This is a genomic window from Neobacillus sp. FW104-15D2 (genome assembly GCF_058790155.1).
In genome coordinates this window covers 57,926-74,158 of sequence record NZ_JBYTCJ010000011.1, presented here as the reverse complement: position 1 = coordinate 74,158, position 16,233 = coordinate 57,926, and the positions used below count along the sequence as shown (strand labels likewise).

The 16,233-nt window shown below is 40.2% G+C and carries 15 protein-coding genes; all 15 read right to left on the bottom strand.

Annotated elements, in window-relative coordinates; genetic code table 11:
- Positions 1 to 99: 99 nt before the first annotated feature.
- Positions 100 to 891: a sporulation transcription factor Spo0A gene (spo0A, locus tag AC3WR0_RS10885; protein WP_027320123.1), complete on the bottom strand. Its 792-nt coding sequence runs from the start codon at positions 889 to 891 to the stop codon at positions 100 to 102.
- A 335-nt stretch (positions 892 to 1,226) separates the two neighbouring features.
- Positions 1,227 to 2,510 carry a SpoIVB peptidase gene (gene spoIVB, locus AC3WR0_RS10880; RefSeq protein ID WP_492552331.1) on the bottom strand — a complete coding sequence of 428 codons (1,284 nt, stop codon included), beginning with the start codon at positions 2,508 to 2,510 and terminating at the stop codon, positions 1,227 to 1,229.
- Positions 2,511 to 2,630: 120 nt separating this feature from the next.
- Positions 2,631 to 4,319 (bottom strand): DNA repair protein RecN, encoded by a 1,689-nt coding sequence (gene recN / locus AC3WR0_RS10875; RefSeq protein ID WP_492552330.1) that lies wholly within the window; start codon positions 4,317 to 4,319, stop codon positions 2,631 to 2,633.
- Between the two features lie 15 nt (positions 4,320 to 4,334).
- Entirely contained in the window at positions 4,335 to 4,784 is a 450-nt protein-coding gene (gene ahrC, locus AC3WR0_RS10870) for a transcriptional regulator AhrC/ArgR (protein WP_027320120.1), read from the bottom strand.
- A 686-nt stretch (positions 4,785 to 5,470) separates the two neighbouring features.
- The gene (locus AC3WR0_RS10865; protein ID WP_492552329.1) at positions 5,471 to 6,349 is read right to left on the bottom strand and encodes a TlyA family RNA methyltransferase; all 879 of its coding nucleotides are present in this window, start codon (positions 6,347 to 6,349) and stop codon (positions 5,471 to 5,473) included.
- Positions 6,350 to 6,352: 3 nt separating this feature from the next.
- Positions 6,353 to 8,245, bottom strand: a complete 1,893-nt coding sequence (gene dxs, locus AC3WR0_RS10860) for a 1-deoxy-D-xylulose-5-phosphate synthase (RefSeq protein WP_492552328.1) — start codon at positions 8,243 to 8,245, stop codon at positions 6,353 to 6,355.
- A gap of 224 nt (positions 8,246 to 8,469) precedes the next feature.
- Complete coding sequence (locus AC3WR0_RS10855; protein WP_492552327.1) at positions 8,470 to 9,360, bottom strand: polyprenyl synthetase family protein; 891 nt, start codon at positions 9,358 to 9,360, stop codon at positions 8,470 to 8,472.
- Between the two features lie 2 nt (positions 9,361 to 9,362).
- Positions 9,363 to 9,596 (bottom strand): exodeoxyribonuclease VII small subunit, encoded by a 234-nt coding sequence (locus AC3WR0_RS10850; RefSeq protein ID WP_027320117.1) that lies wholly within the window; start codon positions 9,594 to 9,596, stop codon positions 9,363 to 9,365.
- Complete coding sequence (xseA, locus tag AC3WR0_RS10845) at positions 9,593 to 10,945, bottom strand: exodeoxyribonuclease VII large subunit (RefSeq protein WP_492552326.1); 1,353 nt, start codon at positions 10,943 to 10,945, stop codon at positions 9,593 to 9,595. The genes AC3WR0_RS10850 and xseA overlap by 4 nt, the downstream gene beginning before the upstream one ends.
- 139 nt (positions 10,946 to 11,084) lie before the next feature.
- Entirely contained in the window at positions 11,085 to 11,948 is an 864-nt protein-coding gene (gene folD / locus AC3WR0_RS10840; protein ID WP_492552325.1) for a bifunctional methylenetetrahydrofolate dehydrogenase/methenyltetrahydrofolate cyclohydrolase FolD, read from the bottom strand.
- A gap of 47 nt (positions 11,949 to 11,995) precedes the next feature.
- Positions 11,996 to 12,388, bottom strand: a complete 393-nt coding sequence (gene nusB / locus AC3WR0_RS10835) for a transcription antitermination factor NusB (protein ID WP_492552324.1) — start codon at positions 12,386 to 12,388, stop codon at positions 11,996 to 11,998.
- 406 nt (positions 12,389 to 12,794) lie between these two features.
- Complete coding sequence (locus AC3WR0_RS10830) at positions 12,795 to 13,208, bottom strand: Asp23/Gls24 family envelope stress response protein (protein ID WP_027320113.1); 414 nt, start codon at positions 13,206 to 13,208, stop codon at positions 12,795 to 12,797.
- 23 nt (positions 13,209 to 13,231) lie between these two features.
- Positions 13,232 to 14,584, bottom strand: coding sequence for an acetyl-CoA carboxylase biotin carboxylase subunit (gene accC / locus AC3WR0_RS10825; RefSeq protein ID WP_492552323.1), 1,353 nt, complete (start codon positions 14,582 to 14,584; stop codon positions 13,232 to 13,234).
- Positions 14,585 to 14,601: 17 nt separating this feature from the next.
- Entirely contained in the window at positions 14,602 to 15,099 is a 498-nt protein-coding gene (accB, locus tag AC3WR0_RS10820) for an acetyl-CoA carboxylase biotin carboxyl carrier protein (protein WP_492552322.1), read from the bottom strand.
- A 561-nt stretch (positions 15,100 to 15,660) separates the two neighbouring features.
- Entirely contained in the window at positions 15,661 to 16,218 is a 558-nt protein-coding gene (locus AC3WR0_RS10815; RefSeq protein WP_492552321.1) for a SpoIIIAH-like family protein, read from the bottom strand.
- Positions 16,219 to 16,233 lie beyond the last annotated feature (15 nt).

Genomic DNA, 16,233 nt, shown 5'->3' with positions numbered 1-16,233 from the left:
AGAATTTAAACATATAATTCTGATTATTCACAAGGGAGAAAAACTTCTGAAGTGTATATTTAATTTACATATAAGTATCCTTAAATAATCCTAACTCTTTCAAGAAGCCTTATGCTCCAGGCGCAGCTTATCGGCAACCATAGCAATAAACTCCGAGTTGGTAGGCTTTGCTTTTGTCATGCTGACGGTATATCCAAAAAGAGAAGAGATAGAATCAATATTACCGCGGCTCCAGGCCACTTCTATGGCATGGCGGATGGCTCTTTCAACTCGGCTTGCTGTAGTATTATACTTTTTAGCAATATCAGGATACAAGACCTTTGTTATTGAACCCAAAAGCTCGATGTCGTTATAAACCATAGAAATGGCTTCACGCAAATATAAGTATCCCTTAATATGTGCAGGTACTCCAATTTCATGGATAATACTTGTAATACTAGCATCAAGATTTTTTGGCTTTTGTTCCGATTGAGGACGATAGTTTGTACCAGGAGATTTTCTTGAAATGGAGCTGCTTTTTCCGCTTACCTGACGAATTTGACTGCCGAGGTTTTCCATATCAAATGGTTTAAGGACAAAATAAGAAGCACCAAGCTCAACCGCTTTTTTTGTAACATCCTCCTGACCGAAAGCAGTCAGCATTATTACATTTGGCAGGGAGCTTCTTCTTTCTTCCCGAAGTCTTTCTAGCACAGCAAGACCGTCAAGATGCGGCATAATTATATCTAAAATAAGTACATCCGGTTCTGTACTTTCCAGCATTTCAAGACAATCCTGACCATTATGAGCAATACCTGCAACTTCCATATCTTCCTGGGACGAAATATAGTCCTCTAATAATCCAACCAGCTCGCGGTTATCATCCACGATACAAACTTTAATTTTCTTCACTGCTTTTCCTCCTCAAGGTCCAATAATGATCTCTAATCTATCTTTTCTTTTATCTTTATTCTAAAGGAGAAATTCGACAATGCAACATAAAATCCTTTCTAATTTTTAAAATTTGTTAAAAAGTATTAAAAATCCTATGAAATCTTATTTTTTCTTCTGAATTCGACTTAATTCGCCGTTTTCTAAATTTTTGAATGATATTTGTCGAAAAAACTTTTTTATTATCCTATTTTACCGCTTTTAATGATAATTGATTTTTTTATTAAATCTGTTCTTTTTTTAACAACCTCATCTAAAAAAAAAATAGGCGTTAAAAACGCCTATAAATAGAATACTTAGCTTGCTTTATTTTTTTCATAAATATCAATGCCTGCTTCGTTTAGCATCCATTCGATATGGACTGCATAACCCGAAGTAGGATCATTTACAAATACATGTGTTACTGCACCAATTAGTCTGCCATTTTGAATAATCGGGCTTCCGCTCATCCCCTGTACGATACCGCCTGTCTTTTTTAACAGCTTTGGATCTGTTACCTTGATAACCATTCCCTTTGTTGCAGGGAACTTTTGAGGAATCGTGCTGACAATTTCAATATCGAATAGTTCGACTTGGTCATTATCAACTACTGTTAAAATTTGAGCTGGTCCTTCTTTTACTTGGTGAGAGAGAGATATTGGAAGCGGTTTGTCCATAATTCCATTTTTCATGGTTTGATTTAATTTGCCAAAGATTCCAAATGGGCTATTGCGCTGGATATTACCGATGATTTGATGATCATCTGAAAAGCGTGCGAGTTTTTCACCTGGATTTCCGTTACTTCCTTTTTCAATCGATGTTACAGTTGATCTGACGATTTCACCGTCCTCAACAACAATTGGTTTCTTTGTATCCATATCAGAAATAACGTGGCCTAAAGCACCATATTTTTTAGATTGTGGATGATAAAACGTCATGGTGCCTATGCCTGCAGCAGAATCTCTTATATAAAGACCCAGCTTATATATATCGTCTCCTTTTTCTTTTAAAGGAGTAAGTTTCGTTGCAAATTTTCCACTATCTCGGCTAATCATAACATTTAGTGCTTTGCCGCTTTTGCCTGCACTTTGCACAAAAGGTGCTACATCTTCCATTTTTTCAATTTTTGTGCCGTTAATTTCTGTTATGATATCCCCAACTTTTATACCCGCAATTTCACCGGGTGACTTTTTACCATCAACCGTCATTACTTGATGGTGGCCAACGACAAGAACTCCAACAGTGTTTAGTTTGACGCCAATTGACTCGCCGCCAGGTATTACTTTAAAATCCTTTAAAACGTTAACATCTACTTTTTTAACTGGAAAACCGGCAATATCCATTACCAGCTCATGTTCGCCTGTACGTTTTGCATCTAATGTAACTGTATTGTCTCCCTGGGAAAGCGAAATACCTGAAGTATTGTCTTTCAAAGAGGCTGTAACCGGAGCAGCCTTATGAAAGGAAATTTTTTGTCCTTCAAAAATTGTTATTTTTTTAGGTGTATTAAAATAGTCATGAAATGGCTGAAAATGAACAAATGCCAATAATGAAACAAGGAGAATTCCACCAATGATTTTTCTTAGTAAATCTAATTTCAATCTTTTCACTCTCCTCGCTTCTATTCCGCAATACAAATGGCTACATCTTTAATTTTGCCTGCTTGGGAAGCATTTATAACATCGATGAACATAAAAAAGCTACCCAGAATGGATAGCTTTTCATGATTTCTTAATTTCTTCAGCTATTTGCAATAATTCCTTTGCATGTTCTTTAGTCAAATCGGTTATTTCAACGCCCGAAATCATCCTGCCGATTTCGCTAATCTTTTCATCCACATTTAAGGCAGTAACAGATGTTTTGGTCCTTCCCGCCTTTGTGAGCTTGGAAATATATAAATGGGTATCTGCCATTGCAGCCACTTGAGGCAAGTGAGAAATACATAATACCTGTGAATTAATTGCAACTTTAAAAATCTTTTCAGCAATGGCCTGTGCAACTCTGCCACTAACACCAGTATCTACCTCGTCAAAAATAATGGATGTAACACCCTGATGCTTGGAAAAAATACTTTTTAAGGCAAGCATAATCCTTGAAAGTTCTCCTCCTGAAGCAACTTTAGAAAGAGGCTTCAAGGGTTCGCCTGGATTGGTTGAAATATAAAATTCCACAATGTCATACCCGTTTCGCAAAAATTTCCTATCCTCCGATTCAAATCGGATTTCAAATACCGTTTTTGCCATATAAAGATCCTTTAATTCCTTATGAATTAGCTTTGTTAGTTTTTCTGCCCATTTTTTGCGAATGCCGGATAAATTTCTGGCTTCGATCGAAAGATCTTTTCTTAAAGAAGCAAGTTCTTGTTCCAGCTGGCCAATATGGGTTTCTTTATTTTGAAGAGTTTCAAGTTCTTCTTCAATCTTCGCTGCGTATTCAAGAATTGCGGGAATCGTTTTCCCATACTTTCGTTTAAGCTGATTCATTTCGTTGAGCCTTGTTTCTATTTCATCGAGCCTTTGTGGGTCATATTCAAGTAAATCAAGCTCATTCCGCAGAGAATGGGCTGCGTCCTCCAAAGCATAAAAACTGCTGGAGACTGATTCCGAAAGCTCTTTGTAGGCTGGATCAATAGCAGCAGCATCCTCTAGATGGCCCATTACAAGGCTTATCCAATCAAGGCCTTGCTGTTCACCAGTCAATGCATTATATCCTGACTGGACAGATTCAAAGATTCGCTCAAAATTATTCAATTTTCTTCTTTCTTCAAACAATTCATCATCTTCATTAAGCTTAAGCTGAGCATTTTGAATTTCTTCATGCTGAAAACGGATTAAATCAAGGCGGTGAGCAGTTTGCTGCTCATTTTCACTTAATTGCTTTAATCTGCTTACCGTTTGCTCATATTTGCGGTAAATACTCTCATATTCAGATAGGGCAGAAATAATCTCCGGGCCGCCAAACTGGTCAAGCAGTGATAAATGTTTAGTCTCGTCCATTAACTCCTGATGTTCATGCTGTCCGTGGATATCTATCAGCGAACTCCCAAATTCCCTTAATGTAGAAATGGTGACCAGTTTGCCGTTTATCCTGCAGACACTTTTACCGGAGCGAGAAATATCTCTGCGTAAAACAACCATACCATCTTCGATTTCAATACCAAAGTCCAGAGCTTTTTCATAGCAGGGATGGTTATCATTATCAAGCTGAAAAAGACCCTCAATTTCGGCCTTGTCCTCTCCGTGCCTCACAAACTCGGCAGATCCGCGGCTGCCAACCAACTGATTAACAGCATCAATAATAATTGACTTTCCTGCTCCTGTTTCTCCTGTAAGAACAGTAAGCCCTTTTTCGAACGATATCGTTAATGCTTCTATAATGGCAAAGTTTTTTATCGATAATTCACTTAACAAAAAGCATTCCCCCAATTAAAGCATTTCAAGGAAACGGTTTGTAATTACTTCCGTATCATCTGTTGAACGGCAAATAATCAACAGTGTATCATCTCCGCAAATGGTCCCAAGTATTTCATCCCACACCAAATTATCAATTAAAGCGCCAATTGCCATTGCATTTCCTGGTAATGTTTTCATCACTAGCAAATGCCCCGCAGAGTCAATTCTTACAAATGCATCCATTAACGCTCTTTTCAGTTTCTGAAGCGGGTTAAATCTCTGATCGGCAGGCAGACTGTACTTGTATCTTCCGTCTGAAAGAGGAACCTTTACTAAATGGAGCTCTTTAATATCACGTGAAACCGTTGCCTGGGTTACATTAAATCCAGCACTCTTAAGTTCATCCACTAATTCATCCTGTGTTTCTATATCATTGCTGGCGATAATTTCTCTTATTTTAATATGGCGCTGACCTTTATTCATCCATTTATCACCCCGATAAACTTTCAAAACATCTATGTTATTTGTAATCGTTTGTAAAATTTTAAGTTCCTAAACATATGTTAGCCGATTTTGTCGAATATGTACATTTATTATTTTGGCCCTCTTAACTTTTACTGTGTTTTTAAAAAGACTTTGTTAATCTTGCCTGTTGACTTCCGCTCCAGGCGTGGCTTTCCGCGGGAGTCCCTAGCCTTTTGCTTCAATCAAATTTGAGGGAAATATGCAGAGCCTTTTTAAAAAAATGAATGTAAGCTCCTTTTATTAAAGGAAAGGCTAAACTCGTCACTTCCGAAAGTGTCGCGTTTTAACTAAACTAATCTAAAAAAACAGTCGTAAGATAAAAATTTTCCACAAAGGTACTTTTTAGCTTAGAAAAACTTGGCATTCGCCACGTCCCTTTGGCGGATGCCCTAATTTTACTTATCACGCTCAAATCGGCACATCCTCGAAAAAGCTATGCTTTTTCTTCGTGCGAGGCAAAGCTGACGAAGCTTTCCTTGTCCTGTGCCTTTCGCCTGACTAGGACTTCCTCGGAAAAGCAGGTGCTTTTCCTTCGTGCGATGATAATGCTGACGAAGCCTTCCTTATCCTGTCCGTCGCGCGTACAGAATTTAGGGATATAATTCTGATTAGCCAAAAAAAGACCGGCCTATACGGCCAGCCCTTTATTCTGCCGGCAATTCAGAATTCTCTTCATTGCCGGTATCTTTATCTGTATTAGCTTTTTGTTTTAATTCACGATGAGCCTCTTCAACAACAGCCAAAGGTTCAAAGGTTAACTGATTCTCTCCCTTTCCGTCTCCATCCCATCTTAAATGGAGAAGAAATTCAATATTGCCGTCTCCTCCGGTAATCGGAGAAAAAGAAAGGTTTTTGACTTTATAGTCTTGGTTTAAGGAGAAATCAATCATCTTTTTTAATACTTGCAAGTGGACCTTTGGATCACGGACGATGCCTTTTTTCCCTACCTGTTCTCTGCCTGCTTCGAACTGCGGCTTAACTAGAGCAACAATGTCACTGCCCACGACCAGCAATGTTTTAAGCACAGGGAGGATCAATGACAAAGAAATAAATGACACATCAATTGAAGCAAAGTTCGGCATTTCGCCAGAAAGGTCTGCTGGAGTAACATATCGGAAATTAGTCCGTTCCATTACTACAACGCGATCATCCTGCCGAAGCTTCCAGGCAAGCTGATTATACCCTACATCGAGGGCATATGACATTTTTGCACCGTTTTGAAGGGCACAATCAGTAAAACCGCCGGTAGAAGCGCCAATATCCAGCAGCACCTTATCTTTAACATCAACCTCAAACACCTTTAAAGCCTTCTCAAGCTTTAAACCGCCTCTGCTTACATAGGGAAGTACATTTCCCTTAACAGTAAGCGGAATATCCGCATTAACCTTTTCGCCCGGTTTGTCAAGGCGTTCCTCATTTGTGTACACAAGTCCGGCCATTATGGATCTTTTAGCCTTTTCCCGGGTTTCAGCAAGGCCTCTTTCTACTAGCAAAACATCAAGTCGTTCTTTTTTGATTTTCATTGTCTAAGCCCTTTTTTGTTTTTTTCTCGCAAGAATGGATAGTCTGCTTATGGTTTCTTCAGTTGTCATTCCAATCTCATTTAACAGAAGGTCAACATCACCATGTTCAATAAACTGATCAGGAATACCCATTCGGTCAATGACCGATCTGTGGAATCCATGATCATGTGCATATTCGAGAACTGCGCTGCCAAAGCCACCCTCTAATATAGCTTCCTCTATTGTTAATATTGGCATCCCCTCAGCCAAAATACCTGAAAGAATTTTTTCATCGAGAGGCTTAATAAATCTTGCATTTACCACTTTAATGGAGATTCCTTGTTTCTCAAGAAGGATGGCAGCTTCCAAGGCCATTGGAATTGTGGTTCCAAAAGTAAGGATTGCCGCATCAGTACCCTCCTTTAAAACCTCCCAGGTCCCAATTGGAATCGTATGCAACGTTTCATCAAGTGGAACACCCAAGCCGTTTCCTCGTGGAAACCTCATCGCTATAGGTCCGTCATCGTATTTTAGTGCTGTATTTACCAAATGCTGTCCTTCATTTTCGTCCTTAGGCATCATTAATACCATATTAGGAAGACTTCTCATAAAAGCGACATCAAATACTCCCTGATGTGTTTCCCCATCCGCTCCAACAAGGCCGGCACGGTCAATCCCTATAAATACATTAAGATTTTGCCTGCAAATATCATGCAGAACCTGATCGTATGCTCTCTGAAGAAAAGTAGAATAAATCGCAAGGAACGGTTTCATTCCCTGAGTTGCCAGACCTGCTGATACAGTTGCAGCATGCTGTTCCGCTATACCGACATCAAACATCCTGTCAGGAAATTCGCTTGCAAAACCTTCAAGTTTTGATCCAACTGGCATTGCTGGAGTAATGGCTACAATTCTCTCATCCGTACGGGCAATCTTACGAACGGTTTCACTTACTAGGCTGCTCCATGCGGGTGGTGCAATTGCAGGTTTTACAAAATCGCCAGTGTCCATTTTATAAGGGCCGGTTCCATGCCATGTTCCCTTTTTATCACTCTCAGCCGGCTTATAGCCTTTCCCCTTCTTGGTAATAACATGAAGAAGTACAGGACCTTCGGTTTTTTTTGCATAAGCCAGATTCTCAAATAGGGATTCATAATCATGTCCATCCACAGGTCCTAAATAGGTAAAGCCAAGTTCCTCAAAGAACACCCCTGAAACCAGCAAATATTTCAAGCTGTCTTTAATTCTTTCCGCAGTGGCGGCAAGTACGCCACCAACAGCAGGAATCTTTTTCAGCAGCAGTTCCAATTCATCCTTAGCCCATTGGTATTTACCTGCTGTTCTCAGTCTTCCAAGAACGTTATGAAGTGCTCCGACATTTGGAGCTATGGACATTTCATTATCGTTAAGAATAACAATCATATTTTTCTTTTCATGTCCGATATGGTTTAATGCCTCAAGCGCCATACCTCCGGTTAATGCACCATCTCCAATTACAGGGACCACAAAGGAATCTTCCTTTTTCAGATCCCGTGCAATAGCCATTCCCATTGCGGCAGACAGCGAGGTTGAACTGTGCCCTGTTTCCCAAACGTCATGCTCACTTTCAGCCATTTTAGGAAAGCCACATAACCCTTTAAATTGGCGAAGCGTATCAAATTCAGAAGCCCTGCCGGTCAAAATTTTATGGACATATGACTGATGTCCAACATCCCAAATAATTTTATCCTTAGGGCTGTTGAAACACTTATGCAATGCAATTGTTAATTCTACTACTCCGAGGTTGGGTCCTATATGGCCTCCTGTCACAGAAAGCTTCTCAATCAGGAACTGGCGTATTTCCTCACTTAATGTTTCCAATTCCTTATTTGATAAGCTTTTTAAGAAGGAAGGGTCTTTTATTGATAACAGATCCATCTCTTGGACCACTCACTTTCATCTCTATTTCTGAATAAAATCATCTTCAAAGTCACTTTAATTATAATAAATAGGGTGGGTACTACAAGAAAATATAGCCTTTTCATTATAATCATCTGAAAAAAAGCCGCTAACACAGGCGTTAACGGCATCAGCATTTTTATACTTATATTAGTTAAAAAAGATTATATCATAAGTCGGAATTTGTCTCAAACAGTCGGCCATTAATGGTCCCTTGATGCTACCATGTCTGTTATTTCTTCCAGCAGGGCGGTTCTTAGTCCTGTTTTAGAAAGAGCTTGTTTTGCAAGGAAAATATGATTTTGCAAAGCCTCTTTTGCACCCTCCATTGTCAACAAAGAAGGATAGGTACTTTTATGGTTAGCTGTGTCACTTCCAACAGGCTTTCCGAGAACCTCCTCATTACCTTCAAGGTCCAAAATATCATCACGAATTTGAAAAGCAAGTCCCAAATGGCAGGCAAAAGCTGATAATAATTCAAGCTGTTCTCTATTAGCACCAGCAATCAGTGCGCCAGCAATTACACTGTACTCAAGCAGTTTACCGGTTTTGTGGATATGGACATATTCCAATTCGTCTAGAGAAAGTTGCCTTTTTTCACCTTCCATATCAGCCGTCTGGCCACCGACCATCCCCTCAGCTCCTGCAGCTTTGGCCATTTCCGTTATTAACCTGATTTTAATTGCATCCGACACGTATTCGGCTGGAATGCTGCCGACTACCTGAAAGCTATAGGTTAAAAGGGCATCACCAGCTAAAATGGCTAAGGCTTCACCGAATACTTTATGGTTGGTAGGCTTTCCCCTTCTTAAATCATCGTTATCCATACTTGGAAGATCATCATGAATAAGTGAATAAGTATGTATCATCTCAATCGCCGCTGCCGGGAGAATACCGGCCTGAGGATTCTTTCCAAAAGAATTAAGAGATGCAAACAAAAGCATCGGCCGAATTCTTTTTCCGCCTGCTTCAAGGGAATAAAGCATTGCATCCTTAACCTCTTTTGGGGCTTCCAGCTTTTCCACAAGGGTCCTGAGCTCTTTTTCCAAAAGCTGTTTGTAATCTTTTATAAACGCATCAAGCCCTTTACCCAAGACTATTCCTCCTCGTCAATTGAAAAGCTTTCCGTCCGTCCGTCTTCCGTTATGATTTGCGTTAATTGCTCTTCAACACTCTTTAATTTATCATGGCACAGCTTGGAAAGTTCCATTCCATCTTTATAAAAGGCAATTGCTTCTTCAAGAGGCACATCGCCTTCCTCAAGCCTGTCAACAATTTGTTCAAGCTTGCTCATTGCTTCTTCAAAGCTTAATTTTTTTTCCTCACTCAAGACTTTTCATCCTCCTCAATATCCTGAACTTTGCAAAGAATGCTTCCGTCAGTTAGCTTAATTTGTAGTTGTTCATCCTTTTTCACCTGATTAACACTTTTCACAAGCCTGCCATCATCTGAATATGCAAGGCTGTATCCCCGATCCATAATTTTAAGCGGGCTTAAAGCTTCCAAAGTAGAAATCATGTGTTTCCATTCAGTGTGTTTTTTTGAAAAAATAAGAGACATAGAGCGGTAAAGCTCTCGTTGAGCCCTTGAAAAATTCTCTTCTGCATTTGACAAAAGCTGTTTTGGATGGCTGCGAAGCAGTCGGTCATGAATTGCCTGATGCTGTTCCGTTTTGGCCTGGGAAAGCCGACTTGCTCCTCTTGCCAGCTGCTCAGTAAGCTTATCTACCTGCTCAAGCTTCTGTTCATAAAGCCTTTGCGGGTAGCGAAATGCATACGACCTTTGAATGCGTCCGAGCCTCTCATTTTCAAATCGGAATCTTTCCTGCATGGCCCGCAGAAGCCGAGTCTGCCGCTGAAGTACTCTTTCCATAAGCTCATCAATATGAGGAACTGCTAATTCTGCTGCTCCGGTCGGAGTAGGAGCCCTTAAATCGGCTACAAAATCAGCGATAGTAAAATCCGTCTCATGGCCCACCGCGGAGATGATTGGGACGGAAGAATTAAAAATCGCCCTGGCTACCAGCTCCTCATTAAATGCCCAAAGCTCTTCAATAGAGCCGCCTCCGCGTCCGACAATCAAAACATCCATGCCTACTATCGAATTCGCCTTTTCAATCGCTCTTGCAATTGAAGATGCTGCATTTCCCCCCTGAACAAGAGCTGGAAAAACTAGTATTCGTGCGATGGGATAGCGCCTTTTTATGGTTGTCAGAACGTCCCTAATTGCTGCCCCGGTAGGAGAGGTAATGACTCCTACTGTTTGGGGAAATGCAGGAATTCTTTTTTTCCTTTCTGGTGCAAATAACCCTTCGTCTTCGAGTTTCTTTTTCAGCTGCTCATAAGCCAAAAATAATTCGCCGATACCATCGGGACGCATTTCTTTAATATAGATTTGATACTGTCCACTGGGTTCGTAAATGCTTATATCGCCTTTAACAATTACTTTCATTCCATTTTCGGGAACAAACTTCATTGTTCTTGAATTACCGGCAAACATTACGGCAAGAATTCGTGCTTTCTCATCCTTAAGAGTAAAATACATATGGCCGCTTGAATGCTGTTTAAAGTTTGAGATTTCCCCTTTAACATGAACATCCTGCAAATGAGGATCTGCATCAAATTTTCTTTTTATATATTTGGTTAATGCATTGACTGTTAAATAATGGTGTTCCTGCATATCGAACTCCTTCAATGCTTTTTTCGCAAAAATAAAAACTGTCCCTATCTATTATAAGTTTAGAAATTCCATTCGTCACGCGAATAAGAAATGGAAGCTAAACCCAAAGATAAGGACAATTTTTATTACTCATATACTATTAGGCATGCTGCATTTTTGACGCATTTTTTGCCGCCTTCATGGTGTTATACATTAGCATGGTAATTGTCATGGGGCCTACTCCGCCAGGTACAGGCGTTATGTATCCCGCTTTTTCTTTCACTTCGTCAAAGCTTACATCACCGCAAAGCTTTCCATTCTCATCCCGGTTCATACCGACATCAATTACGACGGCTCCTTCGCTTACATGGTCCGCTGTAATAAAGTTTGCTTTTCCGACAGCAGAAACGATGATATCTGCCTGTCTGGTGAATTGCTTTAGATCCTTTGTCCTGGAGTGACAATATGTAACAGTTGCATTTTCATTTAGAAATAGCTGTCCGGCAGGTTTGCCGACAATATTGCTTCGGCCAACAACTACAACATGTTTTCCAGCAGGCTTAATATCCATTTGTTTTAACATAACCATAATGCCGTATGGTGTGCAGGGATAAAAAGTGTCCTGCCCGGTCATCATCCGGCCAATGCTGATGGGGTGGAATCCATCCACATCTTTTGATGGAGTGATGGCTTCAATAACTTTTTTCTCTTCTATATGACTGGGAAGAGGCAGCTGAACAAGAATGCCATGAACCATATTGTCCTGGTTAAGTTCCGAAATCTTATCCAGGAGTTCCTTTTGGGTAAGGCTCTCTGGATATTCAATCATAAAGGAATTCATACCCAGCTCTTTACAGGCTTTTTCTTTATTTTTTACATAGAGCTTTGATGCCTGGTTGTGCCCTACGAGGATAACAGCCAGACCTGGTGTAATGCCCTCATCTTTTAGCTTCAGCACTTTTTCCGCAATTTCCATTCTCGTTACTCTGGCAATTTCTTTCCCGTCAATAATTTTTGCTTCCACACTACCATCCTCCTTTGTATTGAGGAGATGACCAACTGATAGAAGAATTAAGATAACTGCTGCTTAATTTTTGAGAGTACTCCATTTATAAACTTGCTTGATTGGTCATCTCCGTAAAGCTTAGCAATTTCAATTGCTTCATCCAATACGACGTTTACTGGTACTTCTTCACTGCAGTACTTTAATTCAAAGGTACCAATTCTGAGCAGATTCCGGTCAACTGTTGCAAGGCGTTCCAATGTCCATTTTTCGAGGTTCACCTTTATAAGAGCATCAATCGCTTCCTTGTTCTCTACAACACCAGTGACAAGCCGAGTCAAATACTTATCTCCAGCTTCATCTTCAAGCACATGCTCAATAGCTGCAGCTGGCTCTGTTTCGCTTACATCAATTTGAAAAAGCGCCTGCAATGCTTTCTCTCTTGCCGTTCTTCTTTTCATTATACATTTATCTCCTTTTCAACGAACAAATCAATTTTGTCCAATTTTCATCATCTGGTCCCACAGGACAAGGAAAGCTTCTTCAGCTTAAATATCGCTCGGCAAAAGTTCGAGGATGTGGGTAATTAGACTGCATTCATATTCATTGTTTATCCAAATACAGCAATTTTATAACGGCTGCCTGGAATTTGCTAAAACAGCCTTCAAACCTTATTGGTTAAATATAAGGATGGAAAGGCATATTTTAACACATAAAAAGATAATAGCATATCTAAAAAGCATGCGCACGGCAAGAAAGAGAAATTTTAAGCGAGATTGTATGAATTTAGCAGTGTATGTAACTGAATTTAATAACTCCACAAAAAGAAAAGCCAGAAAGGCACACGATCCCCCTCTGGCTTTTTAATTAAATTTCCTGCTCAATTTCTGCAGATATTTCCTGTTTTTGAGTTTCAAATTGAATGCCGACAATATGGATGTTTACTTCTTCGGCTTCAAGGGCTGTCATGTTTAAAAGAGCCTGCCTGATATTATCTTGAATTTTCTGCGCTACAGTAGGAATGGAAACACCGAACTTCATCAGGCAATAAACATCAACCTTGATACCAGTCTCGGTAAGTTCTACTTTTACTCCCTTTCCATGGTTCTTTTTGCCAAGGCGTTCTACTACACCTGTTGCAAAATTACCTCGCATTTGGGATACGCCTTCCACTTCTGACGCAGCGATGCCGGCGATGACTTCAATAACTTCAGGAGCTATTTCCACTTTACCATGTCCGCTGTTTCCAGGGTTCATTTCAAGAATATTATTCTCTGACATCCAAAACACCTCCAGTTATTTCGTTAAGACTTCATCACATCATACATTTCAAGAAATTTAGTATTAAATTGCCCCTCCACAAATTTTTCGTGATCAAGCAATTTAAGATGGAATGGTATGGTCGTATGGATTCCTTCTACTACGAACTCGCCAAGAGCCCTTTTCATTCTTGAAATAGCTTCCTCACGAGTGCTTCCGTACGCAATAACCTTCGCAATCATTGAATCATAATACGGAGGAATTGAATACCCCGGATAGGCAGCAGAATCGATACGTACCCCAAGACCTCCAGGAGGGAGATACATATTGATTTTTCCTGCGGAAGGCATAAAATTCTTTTCAGGGTTTTCCGCATTTATCCTGCATTCAATTGCCCATCCTGAAAAAGTGACATCCTCCTGTGACAATTTCAGCTTTTCCCCGGAGGCTACTTTAATTTGTTCCTTTATCAGGTCAACTCCAGTAACCATTTCAGTAACTGGGTGTTCTACCTGGATCCTCGTGTTCATTTCCATGAAGTAGAACTTACGATTGCGATAGTCATAAATAAATTCTACCGTGCCAGCGCCTGTATAATCAACTGCTTTTGCAGCTTTTACAGCTGCATTTCCCATTTCTTCCCGAATTTCTCCATCAAGTGCTGGCGAAGGTGATTCCTCTAGCAATTTTTGGAGTCTTCGCTGAATGGAGCAGTCCCGTTCTCCTAGGTGAATAGTGTTCCCGTAGGAGTCGGCCATTACCTGAATTTCAACATGACGGAAGTCTTCAATGTATTTTTCAATATATACTCCCGCATTGCCAAAAGCAGTTAAGGCTTCCCGCTGGGTAATATTGATACCCTTAATTAATTCTTGTTCATCTCTAGCCACGCGGATACCCTTACCTCCACCGCCGGCAGTCGCTTTGATAATAACCGGGAAACCAATCTTTGAAGCAAGTTCCAAAGCCTCGTCTGTATCTTTGATAATGCCAGTCGATCCAGGGACGATTGGTACTCCTGCCTCTTTCATTGTTTCACGGGCAATATCCTTTGTTCCCATTTTTGTAATAGCTTCGGGACTTGGACCAACGAATGTAATATTACATTCACGGCATAGCTCAGCAAAGTCTGCATTCTCTGCCAAAAATCCGTAACCAGGATGAACCGCGTCGCACCCAGTCATATTTGCTACACTAATTATATTGGTAAAATTCAAATAGCTGTCTTTGGAGGAAACAGGACCGATGCAATATGCTTCATCAGCAAGCTGAACGTGCAGGGCTTCCCTGTCTGCTTCGGAAAATACAGCAACTGTTTCAATGCCCATCTCGCGGCAGGCACGGATAATTCTTACTGCAATTTCCCCTCTGTTTGCTATTAACAGTTTCTTTATCATTTATTACCGCTCCTTATTCAGGCTTTTACTAAAAATAAAGGCTGACCATATTCTACAAGCTGGCCACTTTTCACAAGCACTTCTACAATTTCCCCGTCAACTTCAGCTTCGATTTCGTTAAATAGTTTCATTGCCTCAACGATACAAACAACGGAGTCCTTTGTAACTCTTGATCCGACTTTTACATATTCATCTGCTTCTGGTGATGGAGATCCATAGAAGGTTCCGACCATCGGAGAGGTAATCTTATGAAGATTTGCGTTCTCCTGTTCTTTAACCGCTTCTGGAGCCGCCTCCTGAGTTGTTTCCTGCTGTAATGGAGCAGGGGCTGGAGCTGCTGCTTGCTGGACCGCCGGTGCGGGCTGAGCTGCTGCTACTGGTGCTGCTGCTGGAGTAACTGCGGTTGCGTTCTTTTTCATTTTAATTGTTGAGCCTTCATGCTCAAATACAAACTCGTCAATACAGGATTGATCAACCAGTTTTATTAGTTCACGGATTTCTTGTACCTTTAACATTTTCAAAGCACTCCTTGTCTACCTTTTTAAAATAGTTTTGATTTGAAAAGGATCCAGTCAGGTGTTGCTTTTATTACCCTATGTATTATGACTAGATACTAATACTATACGATAATTCCTTGTAACTGTTCAATCTTGGGTTACTTTTTTCTGTAATCCATTTTGAAAAATCACTTATTTCCATCTTAACCTTTTCTGCAATAAATGTGAAATATTCTTGTTTTTTTATCAAGTTTATAGCGCTTGTTAGGTAGAGAAGTTTACAAGAATTAAAGGTTTAAAACATATAAAAAAAGCTTTCCCATCTTTGGGAAAGCCCAGAGTGTCGGCAAAAGGCAGCGAGACAGAACTCGCTGCCTTTAATTTTTAGAAAAATTCATTTGGAAGGAGTGATTTGCGCTCCAGGTTCTTGCTTTCCGGAAAGCGTCCACCCACAGCGCAAATCAAAGAGTCTTTTACTTAATATCATTTTAAAAAGAAAAAAGACTGTAGGCAAGCTCGATTATCTTCGAGTTTGTCTACAGTCTAAACTGTCCCATCTTTGGCACAGTCATTATTGTTTTATTTTGATGGCTGGAATTCTACGGCAACATAATTCATGTCACTGAATTCGCTCTTAACCTGACGGATAATTTCGTTGGCAGCTTTAGCTGAATGCTTTGTTTTGGACTTTACGGTAATACGTACCTGTTCGCCATCAGCACGTACCAGTGCATCTTCATACCCCATTGCTTTGATCAATGTTTCTAGTACTTCTTCTTTTTGGGCTGTTTCGTTTAATTTCTTCATTTGGTCGTAAGCTTCACTGCGTTTGGCAGGCGGAAGATCTGTGGAGCCTACTTCATCCCTTAAGGATTCAAGCTGCTGGTTGCGTTTGTCATTAAGCTCAAGGCGGAGTGTTTCAAAAACCTCATCGCTTGCTTCTGTAGAAACCACTGTTTTCCCTTCGGCTTTATCTGCAATAGGAGTTTGTTTTTTAATTGTTTGGTCTTTGGCTTTCTGTTCTACTGTTGCCAGATCTGAACCCTTTTGCTCAGGAGACGTAATATAGTAAACCGATAGTACCACTACTAAAGACAACATTGTTAACAGCCAGACAGTTTGTTTTTTCAATAACATTTATAAATCCCCCTT

Excerpts from the sequence above, each read along its gene's own strand:
- AC3WR0_RS10830 (WP_027320113.1), bottom strand. The coding sequence starts at position 13,208 with ATGTCAGAGAATAATATTCTTGAAATGAACCCTGGAAACAGCGGACAT.
- AC3WR0_RS10865 (WP_492552329.1), bottom strand. The coding sequence starts at position 6,349 with ATGAAAATCAAAAAAGAACGACTTGATGTTTTGCTAGTAGAAAGAGGC.
- dxs (WP_492552328.1), bottom strand. The coding sequence starts at position 8,245 with ATGGATCTGTTATCAATAAAAGACCCTTCCTTCTTAAAAAGCTTATCA.
- nusB (WP_492552324.1), bottom strand. The coding sequence starts at position 12,388 with ATGAAAAGAAGAACGGCAAGAGAGAAAGCATTGCAGGCGCTTTTTCAA.
- AC3WR0_RS10815 (WP_492552321.1), bottom strand. The coding sequence starts at position 16,218 with ATGTTATTGAAAAAACAAACTGTCTGGCTGTTAACAATGTTGTCTTTA.
- ahrC (WP_027320120.1), bottom strand. The coding sequence starts at position 4,784 with ATGAATAAAGGTCAGCGCCATATTAAAATAAGAGAAATTATCGCCAGC.
- accB (WP_492552322.1), bottom strand. The coding sequence starts at position 15,099 with ATGTTAAAGGTACAAGAAATCCGTGAACTAATAAAACTGGTTGATCAA.
- accC (WP_492552323.1), bottom strand. The coding sequence starts at position 14,584 with ATGATAAAGAAACTGTTAATAGCAAACAGAGGGGAAATTGCAGTAAGA.
- xseA (WP_492552326.1), bottom strand. The coding sequence starts at position 10,945 with ATGCAGGAACACCATTATTTAACAGTCAATGCATTAACCAAATATATA.